Source organism: Pseudomonas oryziphila (assembly GCF_003940825.1).
In the GTDB taxonomy this organism is placed as follows: Bacteria; Pseudomonadota; Gammaproteobacteria; order Pseudomonadales; family Pseudomonadaceae; genus Aquipseudomonas; species Aquipseudomonas sichuanensis.
Genome location: NZ_CP034338.1, coordinates 419,688 through 438,419, shown reverse-complemented (window position 1 = coordinate 438,419; position 18,732 = coordinate 419,688). Strand labels below are relative to the sequence as shown.

The 18,732-nt window shown below is 61.2% G+C and carries 19 protein-coding genes; 17 read left to right on the top strand and 2 right to left on the bottom strand.

Annotated features, from left to right (window positions below):
* Window positions 1–116: 116 nt before the first annotated feature.
* The 5 genes from EJA05_RS02110 to EJA05_RS02090 all read left to right on the top strand — a co-directional run bounded on the left by EJA05_RS02110 (window position 117) and on the right by EJA05_RS02090 (window position 4,884).
* Complete coding sequence (locus tag EJA05_RS02110; RefSeq protein WP_043269324.1) at window positions 117–377, top strand: hypothetical protein; 261 nt, start codon at window positions 117–119, stop codon at window positions 375–377.
* Entirely contained in the window at window positions 374–2,296 is a 1,923-nt protein-coding gene (locus EJA05_RS02105) for a hypothetical protein (protein WP_125857203.1), read from the top strand. Before EJA05_RS02110 ends, EJA05_RS02105 begins: the two co-directional genes overlap by 4 nt.
* 61 nt (window positions 2,297–2,357) lie before the next feature.
* Window positions 2,358–2,720, top strand: coding sequence for a hypothetical protein (locus EJA05_RS02100; RefSeq protein WP_114763375.1), 363 nt, complete (start codon window positions 2,358–2,360; stop codon window positions 2,718–2,720).
* Window positions 2,721–3,454: 734 nt separating this feature from the next.
* Entirely contained in the window at window positions 3,455–3,661 is a 207-nt protein-coding gene (locus EJA05_RS02095; RefSeq protein WP_125857202.1) for a hypothetical protein, read from the top strand.
* A gap of 440 nt (window positions 3,662–4,101) precedes the next feature.
* Window positions 4,102–4,884, top strand: a complete 783-nt coding sequence (locus EJA05_RS02090; protein ID WP_125857201.1) for a hypothetical protein — start codon at window positions 4,102–4,104, stop codon at window positions 4,882–4,884.
* Between the two features lie 619 nt (window positions 4,885–5,503).
* Here EJA05_RS02090 and EJA05_RS02085 read toward each other — a convergent pair.
* Window positions 5,504–6,196, bottom strand: a complete 693-nt coding sequence (locus tag EJA05_RS02085; protein ID WP_125857200.1) for a CatB-related O-acetyltransferase — start codon at window positions 6,194–6,196, stop codon at window positions 5,504–5,506.
* 144 nt (window positions 6,197–6,340) lie between these two features.
* Here EJA05_RS02085 and EJA05_RS02080 point away from each other — a divergent pair, with 144 nt between their 5' ends.
* Window positions 6,341–6,802 (top strand): Lrp/AsnC family transcriptional regulator, encoded by a 462-nt coding sequence (locus EJA05_RS02080; RefSeq protein ID WP_125857199.1) that lies wholly within the window; start codon window positions 6,341–6,343, stop codon window positions 6,800–6,802.
* A gap of 18 nt (window positions 6,803–6,820) precedes the next feature.
* On the opposite strand, the gene EJA05_RS02075 is transcribed toward EJA05_RS02080, so the two are convergent.
* Window positions 6,821–7,111: a DUF3077 domain-containing protein gene (locus EJA05_RS02075; protein WP_125462335.1), complete on the bottom strand. Its 291-nt coding sequence runs from the start codon at window positions 7,109–7,111 to the stop codon at window positions 6,821–6,823.
* 490 nt (window positions 7,112–7,601) lie between these two features.
* Between EJA05_RS02075 and EJA05_RS02070 the strand changes: the two genes are divergently transcribed.
* From EJA05_RS02070 to EJA05_RS02020, 11 genes are all read left to right on the top strand, one after another.
* Window positions 7,602–7,964, top strand: coding sequence for a type II toxin-antitoxin system RelE/ParE family toxin (locus EJA05_RS02070; protein WP_125857198.1), 363 nt, complete (start codon window positions 7,602–7,604; stop codon window positions 7,962–7,964).
* Window positions 7,942–8,256 carry a helix-turn-helix domain-containing protein gene (locus EJA05_RS02065; RefSeq protein WP_125857197.1) on the top strand — a complete coding sequence of 105 codons (315 nt, stop codon included), beginning with the start codon at window positions 7,942–7,944 and terminating at the stop codon, window positions 8,254–8,256. Before EJA05_RS02070 ends, EJA05_RS02065 begins: the two co-directional genes overlap by 23 nt.
* A 162-nt stretch (window positions 8,257–8,418) precedes the next feature.
* On the top strand, window positions 8,419–10,101 hold the full coding sequence (locus tag EJA05_RS02060; protein WP_125857196.1) for a flavin monoamine oxidase family protein: 1,683 nt from the start codon (window positions 8,419–8,421) through the stop codon (window positions 10,099–10,101).
* 16 nt (window positions 10,102–10,117) lie between these two features.
* Complete coding sequence (locus EJA05_RS02055) at window positions 10,118–10,912, top strand: carbon-nitrogen hydrolase family protein (RefSeq protein WP_125857195.1); 795 nt, start codon at window positions 10,118–10,120, stop codon at window positions 10,910–10,912.
* A gap of 117 nt (window positions 10,913–11,029) precedes the next feature.
* Window positions 11,030–13,345, top strand: a complete 2,316-nt coding sequence (gene pqqF, locus EJA05_RS02050; RefSeq protein WP_125857194.1) for a pyrroloquinoline quinone biosynthesis protein PqqF — start codon at window positions 11,030–11,032, stop codon at window positions 13,343–13,345.
* Window positions 13,346–13,512: 167 nt separating this feature from the next.
* Window positions 13,513–13,584, top strand: coding sequence for a pyrroloquinoline quinone precursor peptide PqqA (gene pqqA / locus EJA05_RS02045; protein ID WP_008365141.1), 72 nt, complete (start codon window positions 13,513–13,515; stop codon window positions 13,582–13,584).
* Between the two features lie 77 nt (window positions 13,585–13,661).
* Window positions 13,662–14,573, top strand: a complete 912-nt coding sequence (pqqB, locus tag EJA05_RS02040) for a pyrroloquinoline quinone biosynthesis protein PqqB (RefSeq protein ID WP_125857193.1) — start codon at window positions 13,662–13,664, stop codon at window positions 14,571–14,573.
* A 122-nt stretch (window positions 14,574–14,695) separates the two neighbouring features.
* The gene (gene pqqC / locus EJA05_RS02035; RefSeq protein WP_125857192.1) at window positions 14,696–15,451 is read left to right on the top strand and encodes a pyrroloquinoline-quinone synthase PqqC; all 756 of its coding nucleotides are present in this window, start codon (window positions 14,696–14,698) and stop codon (window positions 15,449–15,451) included.
* The gene (pqqD, locus tag EJA05_RS02030; protein ID WP_110994308.1) at window positions 15,448–15,723 is read left to right on the top strand and encodes a pyrroloquinoline quinone biosynthesis peptide chaperone PqqD; all 276 of its coding nucleotides are present in this window, start codon (window positions 15,448–15,450) and stop codon (window positions 15,721–15,723) included. Before pqqC ends, pqqD begins: the two co-directional genes overlap by 4 nt.
* Window positions 15,695–16,843 (top strand): pyrroloquinoline quinone biosynthesis protein PqqE, encoded by a 1,149-nt coding sequence (pqqE, locus tag EJA05_RS02025; RefSeq protein ID WP_125462330.1) that lies wholly within the window; start codon window positions 15,695–15,697, stop codon window positions 16,841–16,843. Before pqqD ends, pqqE begins: the two co-directional genes overlap by 29 nt.
* Window positions 16,809–18,632, top strand: a complete 1,824-nt coding sequence (locus EJA05_RS02020; protein WP_125857191.1) for a S9 family peptidase — start codon at window positions 16,809–16,811, stop codon at window positions 18,630–18,632. The genes pqqE and EJA05_RS02020 overlap by 35 nt, the downstream gene beginning before the upstream one ends.
* Window positions 18,633–18,732: the final 100 nt, after the last annotated feature.

Below are 18,732 nucleotides of genomic sequence, written 5' to 3'. Positions count from 1 at the left end.
CAGAATCTTACAAGCTCTCCCCCTCCTACCATAGGCGAAATTCAGCCCCCTATTTTGGCTGGAATCCGTCTAACACCTGCGTTTTGCTGGTCGCGCAAACCTCGCAGGAATTCTCAATGGACAATTTCCAAATACTGATCCTGGTGCCCCTGATCGCTCTGGGCCTTTATCGTGTTAGCACCAAGCCTGGCATCCACGCCGACCGCCTGCTCTCGCGGCGTAACCGCACGCGCATCGCACACCTGATCACATTTGGACTCGCGCCCGGAACCCTGCTCGGATATGAGGCCTGGGGCACTGTAGGCGTCGTAGCCCCCTTCGTGCTCGGCGTGGCGCTGATCTGCTGGCTGCTACCCGAGCAGTGGAGGGCCCTATGATGGACGCTGAGTCACTCCGAAATTTCGACTGGATCTTCTCCACATTCAGCGGCGTCGTAGAACAGCTAATCGTTGCCACTAGCCCGCTGATGATCGCCATAGGTCATGCCACTGGCTCTCTGTTTGTCAGTGGCGCCGCAATCATGCTCATCATGGTGCTGATTGGAGTGCTCGGTCAGAACACAATGCGACAAGGCGTTCTGTCTGGTGCTCTAGTGCTGTTAGCCGTTGGCTGGGGGCTGCAGCCTCAGAAGCTGACACTACCCTCAGGAACAGTTGTCGACTCAGTCAACCTAACCGCCCACGGCGCAACGCTGGCATTCTCCATACAAAAAATTTTCAGCACTGCCATGCAGCGCGCCCTGGACGAACGATTTAGCGACGCGGGGCAGTTTCTGCCGGCGCAAAGTGTCACTGACTCGGCTGTTGAGCGGACCGCATCGCAGTTCGCGAATACTGATCTGGCGAGACTCATCCGGGACTACAATGCGCAGTGCAACCCGTCACCGGAAATGTTCAAAAAGGCCCAGGACGCTGTGCCTATTGAGGCATATCACGCTGTTGGCCTCATGGGTGGTGGTGGGCTGGGGATGCCAGACTCCGACATCGGACTGATGGCACAGCTATCCAAAGCCTGGCACATCCGATTTACACCCTATCAATGGTTAGACGTTCTCGATCTGAACACGATCCAGAGACGCCGAGCTGCCGGCATTGCAGCTCTCAAGGAGAAAAATGACCCTTTCGTAAGTCAATCGCCATATAAGTTGCCAACAAAAGGGTATTGGCTCGGGGCGTATCGTGGCGAAGAAGGGACCACCCCCGACTACCTCTCAATTGGCGATGCACCTGGTGCGCTAGCATCAGCAATGGAAAAACGGGCTCAGGCATGGAAAGAATCCGAGGGGAAAGCAACCGCTCAAGGATTCTCGCCAAGCAACTGCTATGAGGCATACCAAGTCGCACAACTTGGTGCCGAGCAGGCGTATAACGCCCTCGTCGAGACTGGAAGCAAAGCTTCCGATGGTCAATCAGCAAATACAAATAGCGGTGTGGTAGGGGCTGCTCGAGCCCTGCAACGGACCATAAACCGATCCCTCAATGATGGAAAAGCAGAAAGTAGTTTGTGGTCGGACTTAGTCTCCGGCTCAGTAACCGGTCTGCAGTTAATCAAATCGCTGTCCAGTTACATTGATTTGTACACGCTCTTACCTCTTTATGTTGCCGGCTGTGCAGCCCTCCTATGGCTTGTGCTCACCACCATGCCGATCTATCTGATGATGGCCCTCATCCGAGGCATTACCAGCCTAACCAATTGGCTGTCCCTCCTGGTGTTCCCTGTCTTACTTGTGATCATGGCCCAGTTGGTAACAGTCGCCGCGTCGATCTCTATAGGCAGCGTGGCTGTAACTCAGGCTGCTGCTGTTGCCGGTTGGCAAGGGGCCAGTGCAGATCAAGATCTAGTACGAGGATCTCTGCTGCTGGTATTCGCGCTAATCCTTCCTGTGAGCGCCTTCATGGCGATGAAGATCACAGGCGTTGTCGTCGGGCCTCTGGGCGCTGCCGCCCAGAATGCAGCAACAACGATTCCCGAAGCGGCCTCCGTAGTGGCAGGGATCGCGATGCGCGTCATTTCCCGAGGCTGGTCCGCAGCAATGGAGAGCGACAATAAGCACCCTGGCGGCCCTTCGGGAGGAGGCGACGGCGGAGGAGGCTCCGTGGCTGACCAGGGGACACAACAGAAAGTACGAACCGCGCAGGAGGTCAGTTCCGGCGGTGGGTGGTCCTCAACAGGCAACACTTCTGCACGTTCGTCCATCCCCCCTTTGGTTCCAGGAGTGGCAGCAAACGAGGGTCGTTTCAGCACCGGGAGAACTCCACGTAGCCAGAAAAGACGTCCGAAAAAAAATGACGACTGATAGCTTCTGGCACACCGCAAACAGGGGGATGGTCAGGCTTCCCAACCAATGGAGCCTGACCATGAGTACCACTTACAGCGATTTCCTAGAGCAACAGCATGACTTGGCAGACAGCCCGCCGCGAGATTTGCGTTGGCTACTTGATGCCATGTTGAGACTCAGCCATCGCTACTGGACCCTGGACGATGACCCTAGATACCTCCGCCCGCAGTTAATCGGCTACTCCCTGTATTTCTGCCAAGGTCTATCCGGCGTTCGCCCTTCAGCTCCGGAGCTGGACGACTTGGAACTTGAGTTGCTGCTAGGCGAGGTGAATTCGCGCCTAGGAATCGGAATTGAAGTTCAGCGGTTGCATGAGCGCGAGCTGGAACGACGCATGAGTTCACTACCTGCTCCAACAGTTGACTACCTGGGGAGGGCCTAGGATGAATATTCGGCTCTTGATAGTAGCCGCTTGGCTTTGCTTGGTCATTCCGACAATTGTTTTGATCAACATGGCAAACTCATACATTCCTCTACCATATCCACCAGTTTTGTTCTGGACGGCAATGTCTTGGGTACATACAGCATATCTCGCATTGTTTTGCTGGCTTATCGGGCAACGTGAGGCAGCAAAGGTATTTATATGCGTGATGATCGGCCTACCGATTGGAGTTTCGATCTCTTTGATAAAGACATGAGCAAGAAGGAAAAGAAATAATTATGAGGAAAGCTATTCAGTTAGCATCAGCAACCTGCTTAGCTGCAGCACTCTGTGCTTGTAGCCCACCAGGAGCAGAGCCAAATGGCACTTACAAGTCAGATCCTCGCATCAAACTAGGTAGCGTTTGCGTCTGGTACTGCTGGATCAAAAAGGAGAGCTACCTAGACCGACTAGAGCGGTTCTATGGACTGTCTGGATTTTTCTCACTCCCTAATCATTACGAAATCCGTTTTGCCCTGAAGGAACTCCGCTACTACGTTGCAGTGAAAAGGGATTCTTTGGGACTTCCCCCCGTAAATAGAGAGGACTGGGCTGGACACATGAAGGCCTACACGAAGAAGAGGCTATTCGGCGAACGTCACTACCCCCCACTGACAAACGATCCGGAGATAGCGGAGCTGACATTCCTACAGCAAGAAGCGAGACGCCTGGAACGTCTCTCGGAGAATACCTAAATGACAGATCCCGAACGTTACCAACTGCGTGCGATCGCCCTCCTCAGCACCGACGAAATCGCTAGGGCTGCCCTTTTGGCCATCCTGGGAGAGACCCTCGACGAGGCGCGCCAGCATCTGACTGAATCCTGCTGGGGAGAAGACCTGCATACCGACCAGGAAATTCAACGCCGGCAGTTGGCTGCACAATTTGGGTTGGAAACCTGAGAAGTAGCCGTTATGATTCTATTCGCTTGGCCGGTCCAGCGTACGAGGCGGAGGGGTAAATCCAGCGTAGTCGCTGCGTGTGGCAGGTACTGAGAGGCGGTTCGATCTGAATACAGACGATCTCCTCCCTTTAGCAAGGGGCCTCAGAGCCCCGCTCTCCCCACCCCATAGGGAGTAAAGAATGAGGAGCCTGAGGCTCCTCTTTTCGCTTCAGTCCTCTGCTTTTCCTCCCGATCCCTATTCGTTCTACCGGCTAGCACTAGTCAGTTTTTTGATGTCAAAATGCCAGCGCAAGCTCTACAAGAGCTGCCTCGCCCTGCGTGCTGGTCGGCTTCTGCCACACGTGGTGCGGAATTAGGGTTACCAATCTGGCCACGCCTGCAGGCCAGACTCTAATTCGTTTAGCTCTCAATGAAAGGACTTAGTCTGTGAACCACATAATGAAATTTGCAGCCGCACTCGTAGCCGTTGGAAGTCTGGCAGGATGCGGGGGAGAAGATTTTAGCGGCGCTTACGGAACGGATGGCCCTTACGGCAAACATCTAGTGCTGAATATTACTGGTGACAATGCCAAATTTTTCATTGTAAATAAGTCCACAGCAGAAATCAGCGGCTTGACCGATTTCGCAGTATCTTATAAGAATGAAAAGCTTCTGTTGGACTCGTCTAAAGAGAATGTACATCTGACGTTCAAACGTGCTGAAGATGAGCGCGGACTGAACTGTCTAAACTGCAGCGAACGCTCGATCCGGCTGCCGATCGACTGGGCACTACTCAATTCTGAGCCATACGACGTAGACTCGATGCTGAAAGCGCAAGAAGAGAAGCGCCAAGCGGCAGAAAGAGAAGAGGAGAAACGTAGGGCTGAAGCTGCAAAGCTGGTTAAGTTCAGTGGTGACTGGGTAGCTAAACGTCACTATAAAGATGACTCTCTATTCATTATGTCGATAAGCCCTGAGAAAGGCGTGAAACACTGGGCATTCACTTACAGCACTGCGAACAAACTAATCTCGACGGATCGTAATTTCGAAGTGGATGGCAATGAACTGGTGCTTCTCTCCAGAGACTCATCAACGAAGTACGCCCTGAACGAAGATGGAACAAAATTGATGTGCACCAACTGTAATTCTGAGAATTACTGGCTCAAGGCCGATCCGGTGAAGGTTAACGACCTGGATTACACTCGAGCCCTTGCCGGCAATCCTCAAGAGCAACGTAAGTAGACATAGGATAGGCTCCGTATCACTAGCGATACGGAGCTCTACAGCTAGTCTTTTTCAAAACCCATGAGAAGGAGATCAGCAATGGCTACAGAACTGCGCCCAGCCCGCGGGCATCCGGAAGGAAGCTCATCAATACCCCATTTCTCAATTCGAGGAACCGATATCTGCCCAGCTCGTGGCCATCCTGATGGCACCTCCTCCATACCCCACTACCAGATCCGAGGCAGTGACATCTGCCCAGCGAGAGGGCATCCAGAGGGCAGCTCCTCCATTCCGCACTTCACCATCCGTGGCATCGACGTTTGCCCTGCAAGAGGCCACCCTGGGGGAAGTTCATCCATCCCGTGGTACACACTGCGTTAACGCGGATGAGGTAGAAAAAGGTACAACAGAGGTACAGTGCCAAGTGCCTCATGATTTACCTAAATTTGATAAATCTATGAAAATCAATTAGTTGTAGCAGTTGTATATTTCCCTGGATTTGCTTAGATTTACCTAGTGTTGTGGTGTTAGGCCACAACTCATAATCCTTTGGTCCACGGTTCGAGTCCGTGTGGGCCCACCAGAAATACAAAAGCCGCGCTGATGCGCGGCTTTTTCGTTTCTGTGGCCTGGGTGCTCACTGCGGGCCGGGCAACACCTCGCCACCTTTACGGCTGATGCGAATCCGCCCATAGCGTGCCGGGGGAAGTGGCTCCATTGCCGCCAGGCAGGCCGCCGGGTCATTGAGCGGCAAGCGCTGCAACGCCTGCACATCACGCTCCCACCAACGGCTGGCGAGCAGGCGCTCGATCATCTCTGGCGGATAGCGGTAGCGGACCACCCGGGCAGGCACACCCGCCACCACGGCATAGGGCGGCACGTCCCGGGTGACCACGGCACGGGTGGCGATGATCGCCCCGGTACCGACCTTGACCCCTTCCATCACCATCGCGCTGTGCCCGATCCACACATCGTGGCCAATGCTGGCCATGTCCACGCGCGCGGTGTATTCAAGGGGCGTGCCGGTGTACTGGAACGGGTGGGTACTTAGCCAATCAACCGGATGGGTGTTCTTTTCCTGGCCGATCACGGCACCGCTGCCGATCGAACAGAAGCGACCAATCGACTCGACCAGTTGCAGAAGGCAATCGCTGCGGATGTAGGTGTGGGCGCCGATCGACAGCTCGCGGCAGTCGAGTATCACATCGCCGAGGCGGACCTCCTGCTCAAGGGCGAGTACGGCGCGCTTGCCGAACTTCGACACCCCCAGGCTGACTTTGCCCCCCTGGCGACGAATCCAGCGTTTCCAGTACCAGTCCCTGAGACTCATCTGCAACTCCGCCTGCAATGGTGGCCGCCCGATCCTTGCCGGGGGCGTGAGGCCGCAATATTAGCGGCTTGCGCTACAAAAGCCAGCGCTTGCCCTGCACCGTGGCGGCTGGCTAGGCTAGCGCGTCCCTTGCAGAGATTCGCCATGCCTGACTCACGCCCCATCGCCCTCGACGAAATCGACCGCCAGCTGATCGCCCTGTTGCAGATCAATGCCCGCGAAAGCGTCGCCACCCTCGCCCGCCTGCTCGGCATCGCCCGCACCACGGTGAATTCGCGCCTGGCACGGCTGGAGAAAAGCAAGGTGATCACCGGCTATGGCGTACGGCTTGGCCAGCGCCTGATCGGTGGCGGGCTGCAAGCCTATGTGGGGATCAAGGTGCAGCCGCGCGCGGGCAAGGAGGTGGTGCGGCGGCTGTCGGCCATGGGCCAGGTGCAGCAGCTGTGTGCAGTGAGTGGCGAGTTCGATTATGTGGCCTGGCTGCATAGCGATTCGCCGGAGCAGCTGGACCAGTTGCTCGACCAGATCGGCAGCCTCGACGGGGTCGAGAAGACCACCACGTCGATCATCCTCAGCAGCAAGGTAGACCGGGGGCAACCGGGCTGACTGCCCCACGGTCGGCCGTCAGGCCTCCATCGCGTCAAGCAGGCCATCCACCAATGCCCGGATGGTTTCAGCCGAATGCACGACCGACCAGATCATCGCCCGATTCGCCTCGGGCGCGTGATGCAGGGCGTAGTCGTCGGCGATTTCCTGGATCGCGGACGCCAACATGCTGGTGTGCACAAGCGCGTCGGCGGCATCGACGCCGGGGCGGACGGTGAAGATGGGCGGGTGACTGGACTGGCAGGTGCAGAACGAACGTTCGGTGGTTGGGTTCAGTTTCAGAGGTGGGTCGGGGACGATTTTTTTCATGGGTACAGCCTCCATAACCGGTCAGAGAAAAGACCGCCACGCAGCCTTCTCACGGGAATGGGTGGCAGCCATGCACGGGGTGAGAACCGGCAACTTGGAGGCTGAATCCGGCCAGGCAAAGCCTGCCCGCGCACAGCTGCCATGACAGCATGCCTCCAAGTAAAGATTGCTGGGTTCTCACGCCCAGTCACCGAATGTGCGGCGACCGCAAGAAATTAGCCGTGAAGAGTTACCCGTGCAGCCAGACCAGAGCGACAAGGCAAGTAGGATAATTCCCTATCTTTAGATGGTCTGTAGGAATGGTTGGATAGCCCATCGCAGCAGATGCCGAGCAGACGGGGTATCCAAGGCTACAGCCCTGTATCTGCGACATATCCAGCAATTCTCTCCCCCTCCCTCTTCTCCCCTCCCCATTTAGGCTGACAGCAGTCCGCCCTATTGACGCCTTGGCGACCACGCCACAAACTATACGCAGGATACGTACAAAAGCATGGATGCGCTATTTGTCGAATTACCCGCCTTCGAGCGCTATCGCCCTCAACTTCTGGACGATGAGGATTTCCGCTTGCTGCAGCGATTGCTCCTGATGCACCCACATGCCGGCGATGTCATCAAGGGCACGGGAGGCCTGAGGAAGGTGCGCTTCGCGGACACTCAACGGCACAAGGGCAAACGCGGTGGCACGCGGATCATCTACTACTGGCGGTCTACCGGGCAGCAGTTCTGGCTGTTCACGCTCTACGGCAAGGACGTCCAGGATGACCTGACAGCCCAGCAACGCCAGGCGCTCAAGCACCTGCTGGAACGCGAATACCTGATGAGGACAACCAATGCCACGCAACATCTTCACTGAACTCACCGAAGGCTTCGACGCCCTCGCCGGCGAACGGGCCGGCAAACTCACCCTGCGCTCGCACAAGGTCGAATTCGAACAGTTGGCACCGCTGCTACCCAACGAACTGATCGAACTGCGCCAGCGCCTGAACATGTCACGCGCGGTGTTCGCCGCCTACCTGCGCACCAACGCGCGCACCTTGGAGAACTGGGAACAAGGCCGCTCACAACCCAACGCCCAGGCCATCGCCTTGATCCGCCTGGTGCAGAAGTACCCCGAGACAGTCGAACTTCTGGCCTCGTTAAACTGATTCGTCGATATGAGATATAACAGCATCATAACGACGAAACAAAAGACATAACGACGCCACTCTGCATCTTATTTACGAACACCGCACTTCATAAAATGGCCTCCAGTCATTCTCTATACTCAGGCTCCGCCCGCTGCGCAGCCTCTCTGGCAAGGTCATTAAATGAACAAGAACAACCGCCACCCCGCCGACGGCAAGAAACCCATCACCATCTTCGGTCCGGACTTCCCCTTCGGCTTCGATGACTGGCTGGAACACCCGGCCGGCCTGGGCAGCATCCCCGCGGCGCGGCATGGCGAGGAAGTGGCGATTGTAGGCGGTGGCATTGCCGGGCTGGTGGCGGCCTACGAGCTGATGAAACTGGGCCTCAAGCCGGTGGTGTACGAAGCGTCGAAGCTGGGCGGGCGCCTGCGTTCGCAAGCCTTCAATGGCACCGATGGCATCGTCGCCGAGCTCGGCGGCATGCGCTTCCCGGTGTCGTCCACGGCGTTCTATCACTACGTCGACAAGCTGGGCCTGGAAACCAAACCCTTCCCCAACCCGCTCACCCCTGCCTCGGGCAGCACAGTGATCGACCTCGAAGGCCAGACCTACTACGCCGAAAACAAGGCCGACCTGCCGCAGCTGTTCCACGAAGTGGCCGATGCCTGGGCCGACGCCCTGGAAAGCGGCGCACAATTCAGCGATATCCAGCAGGCCATCCGCGACCGCGATGTGCCACGCCTGAAAGACCTGTGGAACAAGCTGGTGCCGCTGTGGGATGACCGCACCTTCTATGACTTCGTCGCCACCTCGCGCTCGTTCGCCAAGCTGAGCTTCCAGCACCGCGAAGTGTTTGGCCAGGTAGGCTTCGGTACCGGCGGCTGGGACTCCGACTTCCCCAACTCGATGCTGGAAATCTTCCGGGTGGTCATGACCAACTGCGACGATCATCAGCACCTGGTCGTCGGCGGCGTCGAGCAGGTACCGCAGGGTATCTGGCGCCATGTGCCGGAGCGTTGCGCCCATTGGCCGGCCGGCACCAGCCTGCGCTCGCTGCACGGCGGCGCACCGCGCACTGGGGTAAAACGCATCGCTCGGGCCTCCGATGGCCTGCTGGCCGTTACCGACAACTATGGCGACGTACGCCACTATGCGGCGGTGCTCACCACCTGCCAGAGCTGGCTGCTGACCACCCAGATCGACTGCGAGGAGGCGCTGTTCTCGCAAAAGATGTGGATGGCCCTGGACCGCACCCGCTACATGCAGTCGTCGAAGACCTTCGTGATGGTCGACCGGCCATTCTGGAAAGACAAAGACCCAGAGACCGGCCGCGACCTGATGAGCATGACCCTGACCGACCGCCTGACCCGCGGCACCTACCTGTTCGACAACGGTGACGACAAGCCAGGGGTGATCTGCCTGTCCTACGCCTGGATGAGCGATGCCTTGAAGATGCTGCCGCACCCGACCGAGAAGCGCGTGCAGCTGGCCCTCGACGCATTGAAGAAGATCTACCCCAAGACCGACATCGCCGGGCACATCATCGGCGACCCGATCACCATTTCCTGGGAGGCCGACCCGCACTTCCTCGGCGCCTTCAAGGGCGCGCTGCCGGGCCACTATCGCTACAACCAGCGCATGTACGCGCACTTCATGCAACAGGACATGCCCGCCGAGCAGCGCGGCATCTTCATCGCCGGTGACGACGTGTCGTGGACCCCGGCCTGGGTGGAAGGCGCGGTGCAGACTTCGCTGAACGCGGTGTGGGGTATCATGAACCACTTCGGTGGCCAGACCCACCCGGACAACCCAGGCCCGGGCGATGTGTTCGATGAAATCGGACCGATCGCCCTGGCCGACTGAGCGAAGGAGTAGCGTGATGCGCATCGCCCTGTTCCAGGGCACGCCCGGCCCCCTGGACGTGCCCGGCAACCTCGAACGCCTGCAGCACCAGGCCCAGCTGGCTGCCCAACAAGGCGCCCAGTTGCTGGTGTGCCCGGAGATGTTCCTGAGTGGCTACAACATTGGCCTGGACCAGGTGGAACGCCTGGCCGAGGCCGACGATGGCCCTTCGGCGATGACCGTGGTGGAAATCGCCCAGGCTCAGCGCATCGCCATCGTCTACGGCTACCCCGAGCGGGCCGACGACGGCGCGATCTACAACAGCGTTCAGTTGATCGACGCCCACGGCCGCAGCCTGTGCAACTACCGCAAGACCCACCTGTTCGGCGAACTTGACCGTTCGATGTTCAGCCCGGGCGCCAATCACTTCCCGGTGGTCGAGTTGGACGGCTGGAAGGTCGGCCTGCTGATCTGCTACGACATCGAGTTCCCGGAGAACGCCCGGCGCCTGGCACTGGCCGGCGCAGAGCTGATTCTGGTGCCGACCGCCAACATGGAGCCCTACGACTTCGTCTGCCAGGTGACCGTACGCTCGCGGGCGCAGGAGAACCAGTGCTACCTGGTCTACGCCAACTACTGTGGCAGCGAAGGTGAGATCCAGTATTGCGGGCAGAGCAGCATCGTAGGGCCGGACGGCAGCCTGCTGGCGATGGCCGGGCGTGACGAGAGCCTGCTGCTGGCGGAACTGGAGCACGAGCGAGTGGTGAAAGGGCGAGAGGCGTTCCCGTACTTGGCGGATCTGCGCCAGGACTTGCACCTGCGTCAAAGCTGATCAGGCCATCGCGGGGCAAGCCCGCTCCCACGTAGCTACATGGCGCTCGTGGGAGCGGGCTTGCCCCGCGATGAGGCCAGGACAGACAACATCGCCTCGGCGCGCTAGCATGGCGCCATGCCCGACACTACCCGTCACTTGAACCTGCCCAACGGCCTGCACCTGACCCTGCGCCACGCCCCGCGCCTCAAGCGCGCCGCTGCAGCCTTGCGGGTACACGCCGGCAGCCATGATGCGCCAGCGAAGTGGCCGGGCCTGGCCCATTTCCTTGAACACCTGTTCTTCCTCGGCACTGCCCGCTTCCCGTTGCAAGACGGCCTGATGCGCTACGTGCAGGGCCTGGGCGGCCAGGTGAACGCCAGCACCCGTGAGCGCACCACCGATTTTTTCTTCGAGGTGCCGCCCGTTGCACTGGCCGGTGGCTTGGAGCGCCTGTGCCAAATGCTCATCGAACCGGACCTCGGCCTGGAACGCCAGCGTCGTGAACGCGAGGTCATCCACGCCGAGTTCATCGCCTGGTCGCGCAACCCCGAAGCCCAACGCCAGTTCAGCCTGCTGCAGTCGGTGTCGCCACGCCATCCACTCAGCGGCTTCCATGCGGGCAACCGGCACAGCCTGGCGCTGCACGCTCGCGGCTTCCAGCAGGCACTGAACACTTTCCATCGGCGTTACTACCAGGGCGGCCAGATCACCTTGAGCCTGGCCGGGCCACAGCCACTGGACGAGCTGGAGCAATTGGGCGAACAGTTCGGTGCGCTGTTCCCGGCCGGTGTGCGGGAACAACGGGATACCCCTGCGGCCCTGCTCGACGGGCAACTACGGCCCCTCGCGGCCAGCGGCTCACGCCATGACCTGCTGTTCGCCCATGAAGGCCTGCCCGCGGCGGCAGAACAGGCACTGGACCTGCTACTGACCCTGCTCAACGACAGCCGACCGGGCGGCTGGCTGGCCGAACTGCGCCAGCGCGGCTGGCTGCAGGGCTGCACGACGCAAGTGCTTTATGCCCACGCCGGGCAGATGCTCTGGCATATCCAGCTGCTGCTGCCCGCCACTGCCTCACTGAGCACGGCACAGTCGATGCTGCACGGCTGGCTGGGCTTCATCCGCAGGCAGCCGGCTGCCCAGTTGAACGATGCCTACGCCCAGTTGCAGCATTGCCGCGAGCAAAGCTGCAGCGCGCTCGAACTGGCGCGCCGCGACAGCAGTGGCCAGCCCTTTGAGAAGCTCGATGCGCAGGGCCTCGCTGCCTTCGCCACGTTGCTGGACAGCTTGCCTCACGCAGGCCGCGGCCGCTGGCAGTTGCCACCCGCAGAGCCGCTGCTGGACAGCACGATGCCAGCCCGCAGCGCCCCACTACCCACGGCCCTGACCCTCGACGACAACCTGCCGCCCAACCGCCAGTTCGCCAGCCTCTACTTGCGTTTGCATATCCCGTCACCGCTGCGCCAACGCTTCCAGGCAATCATCGAACGCGCCCTGCAACCGCTGCAGGAGCGCGCCGAGCGTGTTGCCCTGCAGTTGCGTTTCAGTGCCAGCGGTGAGTACTGGCAACTGCAGGCCGCCGGCCAGCCGATGGCGGTGATCAGAGGTATCGAAGAGGCCCTCGCGCTCATGCAAAGCCCCGCCGCCGAGCACTGGACTGCCCCTGCTGCCGTGGAACCGGGGCTGATCCCGATACGTGCCCTGCTCAAGGCACTACCGGATGCGCTGATGGCCGGTGAGGAACAACCGCAGCCATCCTGCATCCTCACCCCGCCCTGGCTCGACTCACTGTGGCAGCAAGCCCGCTGGCAGGGCCTGGCAGTGGGCTTCGCGGCATCCCAGCACAACCCCCTGGGGGCTGCTTTGCAGGGGATCATGGGCCAACCCGGCACACCCAGGGCGAAGGTGGCGATCACTGGCCGGCAGTGGCGGCAGGTACAGACGTCTGGCAGCGAGCCGGCACTGCTGCTGTTCTGCCCGTTACCGACTGAGCTGCAGGCGGCCGGCCGCCTGCTCGCACACTTGCTGCAAGGCCCGGTGTACCAACGCCTGCGGGTCGAGCTGCAGCTGGGATATGCCGTGTTCAGCGCCTTTCGTCAGGTCGAAGGAGTTGGCGGGCTGCTGTTCGGCGTGCAATCACCCCACGCCAGTCATGAGCAGATCCTCGGGCACCTGCTCCAGTTGCTGGAGGGTGGTGTTAGCCTCGACAGCAACGCCCGCCAGCAGCTTGCCGGGCAGTTAGAAGAAAGCGCCATGGGCAACGCCGAAGTCGCGGAATGGGCGTGGCAGGCACATCTGGCGACACAAAATTCGGATCTTTCCCACATGAGCAGGTCTATTCTCACTGTCGGGCAAGCGCATCTGGACGACCTCCTGCGCCGGTTGCTCGACGCCGAGCACGGTTGGCTATGCCTCGCCAACGCTGCGGCACCAAACACGAGCTGGCACTGACGCGCAGCCGATTGTTACCCATCATGCAATGGCGCTTTTCGAAGAATTAACCTTTCAGTACAAATTTTTCTTGTAAGATAGCGCAATCTCAGCCAATGGAACCGCGCACTCCAAGCGCGGCCCAATGAGTAACCGATCAACCCACCCCATCCGGAAGGAGTCAACCCATGTGGACCAAACCTGCCTACACCGACCTGCGTATCGGCTTCGAAGTCACCATGTACTTCGCCAGCCGCTAAGTGCCAGTGTGATTCGACGCCTCGGCCAGCCGGGGCGTTGTCGTTTTTCGGATACGGTTTTCGGGTAAAGATCAGCCATGTACATCCAGATTCTCGGTTCCGCCGCCGGCGGCGGGTTCCCCCAGTGGAACTGCAACTGCGTCAACTGCAAGGGCTACCGCGACGGCACCCTGCGCGCCAGCGCGCGCACCCAGTCGTCGATCGCCCTGTCCGACGACGGCGAGCACTGGATCCTGTGCAACGCCTCGCCCGACATCCGCGCCCAGTTGCAGGCCTTTGCGCCCATGCAGCCGGCCCGCGCCCTGCGCGATACCGGCATCGACGCGATCGTTTTGCTCGACAGCCAGATCGACCACACCACCGGCCTGCTCAGCCTGCGCGAAGGCTGCCCGCACAAGGTGTGGTGCACCGACATGGTCCACCAGGACCTGACCACCGGCTTCCCGCTGTTCAACATGCTCAGCCACTGGAACGGTGGCCTGACCTGGAACCGCATCGAGCTCGAAGGCAGCTTCGTGATCGACGCCTGCCCCAACCTGCGCTTCACCCCTTTCCCCCTGCGCAGCGCCGCACCGCCTTACTCGCCGCACCGTTTCGACCCGCACCCGGGCGACAACCTGGGCCTGCTGGTGGAGGACACCCGCACCGGCGGCAAGCTGTTCTATGCCCCTGGCCTGGGCCAGGTCGACGACAAGCTGTTGCAGATGATGCACGGCGCCGACTGCCTGCTGGTCGACGGCACCCTGTGGGAGGATGATGAGATGCAGCGTCGCGGTGTCGGCACCCGCACCGGCCGCGAGATGGGCCACCTGGCGCAGAATGGCCCAGGCGGCATGCTCGAAGTGCTGGACGGCTTCGGGCGCCAGCGCAAGGTGCTTATCCACATCAACAACACCAACCCGATCCTCGACGAAGACTCGCCCCAAAGGGCCGAGGTGCTGCGTCGGGGTGTGGAAGTGGCCTTCGATGGCATGAGCATCGAATTGTGAAGGTGCTGCACAAGCCTGTGGGAGCGGGTTCACCCGCGAATGCGGCAGTGATTGCACCGAAGCATTCGCGGGTAAACCCGCTCCCACAGGGGCCGATGTTTCATTCCAAGGGAGTGCGCTGAATGAATGACGCAACACCGATGTCCCCTGCCGAATTCGAGCAGGCCCTGCGCGCCAAGGGCGCCTATTACCACATCCATCACCCGTTTCACGTGGCGATGTACCAGGGCCGCGCCAGCCGCGAGCAGATCCAGGGCTGGGTGGCCAACCGCTTCTATTACCAGGTCAACATCCCGATGAAGGATGCGGCGATCCTGGCCAACTGCCCGGACCGCGAAGTGCGCCGCGAGTGGATCCAGCGCCTGCTCGACCATGACGGCGCCCCAGGCGAGGACGGCGGCATCGAGGCCTGGCTACGCCTGGGCCAGGCCGTGGGCCTGGACCCGGACCAGTTGCGCAGCCAGGAGTTGGTGCTGCCCGGCGTGCGCTTTGCCGTCGACGCCTACGTCAACTTCGCCCGCCGCGCCAGTTGGCAGGAGGCTGCCAGCAGCTCGCTGACCGAACTGTTCGCCCCGCAGATCCACCAGTCGCGGCTGGACAGCTGGCCGCAGCACTACCCGTGGATCGACCCGGCCGGCTATGAGTACTTCCGCACCCGCCTGGGCCAGGCCCGCCGCGATGTGGAACACGGCCTGGCGATTACCCTGAAGCACTACACCACCCGTGCCGGGCAGGAGCGCATGCTTCAGATCCTGCAGTTCAAGCTGGATATCCTCTGGAGCATGCTCGACGCCATGAGCATGGCCTATGAACTGAACCGCCCGCCCTATCACAGCGTCACGGCTGAACGGGTCTGGCACAAGGGGATCGCCCTATGAGCTTCAATCGTGAACAGGTGCCCGCCTGGCGCCCCGGCTACCGTTTCCAGTACGAGCCGGCGCAGAAGGGCCATGTGCTGCTGTACCCCGAAGGCATGATCAAGCTCAACGACAGCGCCGGTCTGATCGGCGGGCTGGTCGATGGCCAACGCAGTGTTGCGGCGATCATCAGCGAGCTTGAACAGCAGTTCCCCGGTGTGCCCGAAGTCGCCGACGATATCGAGCAATTCATGGAGGTGGCCCGTGCCGAACACTGGATCACCCTCGCCTGAGGTACCGGTCGGCCTGCCCTTGTGGCTGCTGGCCGAGCTCACCTACCGCTGCCCTTTGCAGTGCCCGTACTGCTCCAACCCGCTGGACTTCGCCGAGCAGGGCAAGGAGCTGACGACCGAGCAGTGGTTCAAGGTGATGGCCGAAGCCCGCGAGATGGGCGCTGCGCAAATCGGTTTTTCCGGCGGCGAGCCGCTGGTGCGCCAAGACCTCGCCGAACTGATCGGCGAAGCCCGGCGCCTGGGTTACTACACCAACCTGATCACCTCCGGCATCGGCCTGACCGAGCAGAAGATTGCCGCCTTCAAAGAGGCCGGGCTGGACCATATCCAGATCAGCTTCCAGGCCAGCGACGAGCAAGTGAACAACCTGCTGGCCGGCTCGAAGAAGGCGTTCGCGCAGAAACTGGCGATGGCCCGGGCAGTGAAGGCCCACGGCTACCCGATGGTGCTCAACTTCGTCACGCACCGGCACAACATCGACAAGATCGACCGCATCATCGAACTGTGCATCGCCCTGGAAGCCGACTTCGTCGAACTCGCCACCTGCCAGTTCTACGGCTGGGCGCAGCTCAACCGCCTGGGCCTGCTGCCAACCCGCGAGCAGCTGGAGCGCGCCGAGCGCATCACCAACGAGTATCGCGCCAAGCTCAAGGCCGAAGGCCACCCCTGCAAGCTGATCTTCGTCACCCCGGACTACTACGAAGAGCGCCCCAAAGCCTGCATGAACGGCTGGGGCAGCCTGTTCCTGACCATCACCCCCGACGGCACCGCCCTGCCGTGCCATGGCGCGCGCCAGTTGCCGGTGCAGTTCCCCAATGTGCGCGAGCATGACCTGCACCACATCTGGTACGACTCGTTCGGCTTCAACCGCTTCCGCGGTTATGAGTGGATGCCCGAACCCTGCCGCTCGTGCGACGAGAAGGAAAAGGACTTCGGCGGCTGCCGCTGCCAGGCGTTCATGCTCACCGGCGATGCCAGCAAGGCCGACCCTGTGTGCGGCAAATCGCCGGACCACGGCATCATCCTCAAGGCCCGCGAGGAAGCAGAGCACGCCACCCTTGCCATCGAAGAGCTGACTTTCCGCAATGAGCGCAACTCCCATGTCATCGCCCGCGGCTGAATTCAGCGCCGCACAGGCGGTGGCCGCCGGCACCGATTTCGCCGAGCTCAAGGCCGGTGAGCAAGGGTTGTTCTGGAATGAATTCCGCCCAGCCGACGGCGCTTGCCGTATCTGGCACTGGCGCAACCAACAGGCCCACTGCCTCACCCCCGATGGATTCAGTGTGCGCAGCCGGGTGTACGAATATGGTGGCGGCAGCTTCTGCCTCACGGGTGATGGCCTGGCGTTCGTCAACGAGAACGATCAACAGGTCTATCTCCAGGCGCTCGATGGCACGCCACCTCGCGGGCTGACCCAGCACACCGATTGCCGTTACGGCGACCTGTTGTGGCACGCGGGTGAGGTGCTGGCGGTCGAGGAGCGTCATGGCAGCCACGTCGAGCACCGCTTGGTTGCCCTTGCCGAAGGCCGGCGCGATGTGCTCGCCGAAGGCGCCGACTTCTATGCCACACCGGCCATCAGCGGCGATGGCTGCCGCCTGGCCTGGATTGAATGGGACCGCCCGCATCAGCCCTGGACCGTTACCCGCTTGATGTGTCGCAAGCGCGATGCCAGCGGTGCGTGGGGGGCGCCACACTGCATCGCCGGGGGCGCAGAGTCCCTGCAACAACCGCGCTTCGATGCCCAGGGCCGCCTGTACTGTCTGTCTGACCTGGACGGCTACTGGCAGCCCTGGGGCGAGGTCGATGGGCACTGGCAGCGCCTGCCCTCGGCAATTGCCGACCACGCCGCGGCCCCCTGGCAACTTGGGCCCTGCACCTGGCTGGCACTTGGCCCGCAAAGCTACCTGGCCAGCTGGTTCGAGGACGGCTTCGGCCAGCTCGGGCTACGCAGCAACACGGGCGAGATGGTGCGTTACGCCAGCGCCTATACGCGCTTTCGCAGCCTGGCCATGGATGCAGGGCATATCTACGCCATCGCCGCATCGCCGATCAGCCCGCCGGCAGTGATCGCCATCGACCGCAGCAACCATGACGTCCAGGTACTGGCAGGCGGCGCGCAAGTACTGCCAGCCGCGCACATCAGCACCCCGCAGCCGATCCGCTACGCCAGCGGCGATGGCTTGGCCCACGGCTTTTTCTACCCCGCCATGGCCGGTGGCACACCGTCGCCACTGTTGGTGTTCATCCACGGCGGCCCGACCTCGGCCTGCTACCCGGTGCTCGACCCGCGTATCCAGTACTGGACCCAGCGCGGTTTCGCCGTCGCCGACCTCAACTACCGCGGCAGCAGCGGCTATGGCCGTGCCTACCGCCAGGCATTGCATCTGCGCTGGGGCGAGAGCGACGTGGAGGATGCCTGCGCCGCCGTCGCCCACCTCGCCTCACGGGGCCTGATCGAGCCGAGCCAGGCCTTTATCCGCGGCGGCAGCGCCGGCGGCTATACCACCTTGTGCGCCTTGGCGTTCCACCAGGTCTTCCGTGCCGGCGCCAGCCTTTATGGCGTCAGCGACCCTGAGGCACTTGGCCGTGCGACCCACAAGTTCGAGGGCGATTACCTCGACTGGTTGATCGGCGACCCGCTGCGCGATGCCGAACGCTATCGCCAACGCACGCCGCTGCTGCACGCCGGGCGGATAAAGGTGCCGGTGGTCTTCTTCCAGGGCGAGTTGGACGCGGTGGTGGTGCCGGAGCAAACCCGTAGCATGCTCGACGCCCTCATAGCCAACGGCATCGAGGCCGAGGGGCATTTCTATCCCGGCGAGCGGCATGGGTTTCGCCAGGCGGCGAACCTGGCGCATGCGCTGGAGCAGGAGTGGAAGTTCTATTGCCGGGTACTGGGCCAGTAGACGGACAGGGGCTGCTGTAGGAGCGGCCTTGTGTCGCGAAAGGGCCGCAAAGCGGCCCCGGCGATCTTTGCGCCAACCCAATAATCCTGGGGCTGCTACG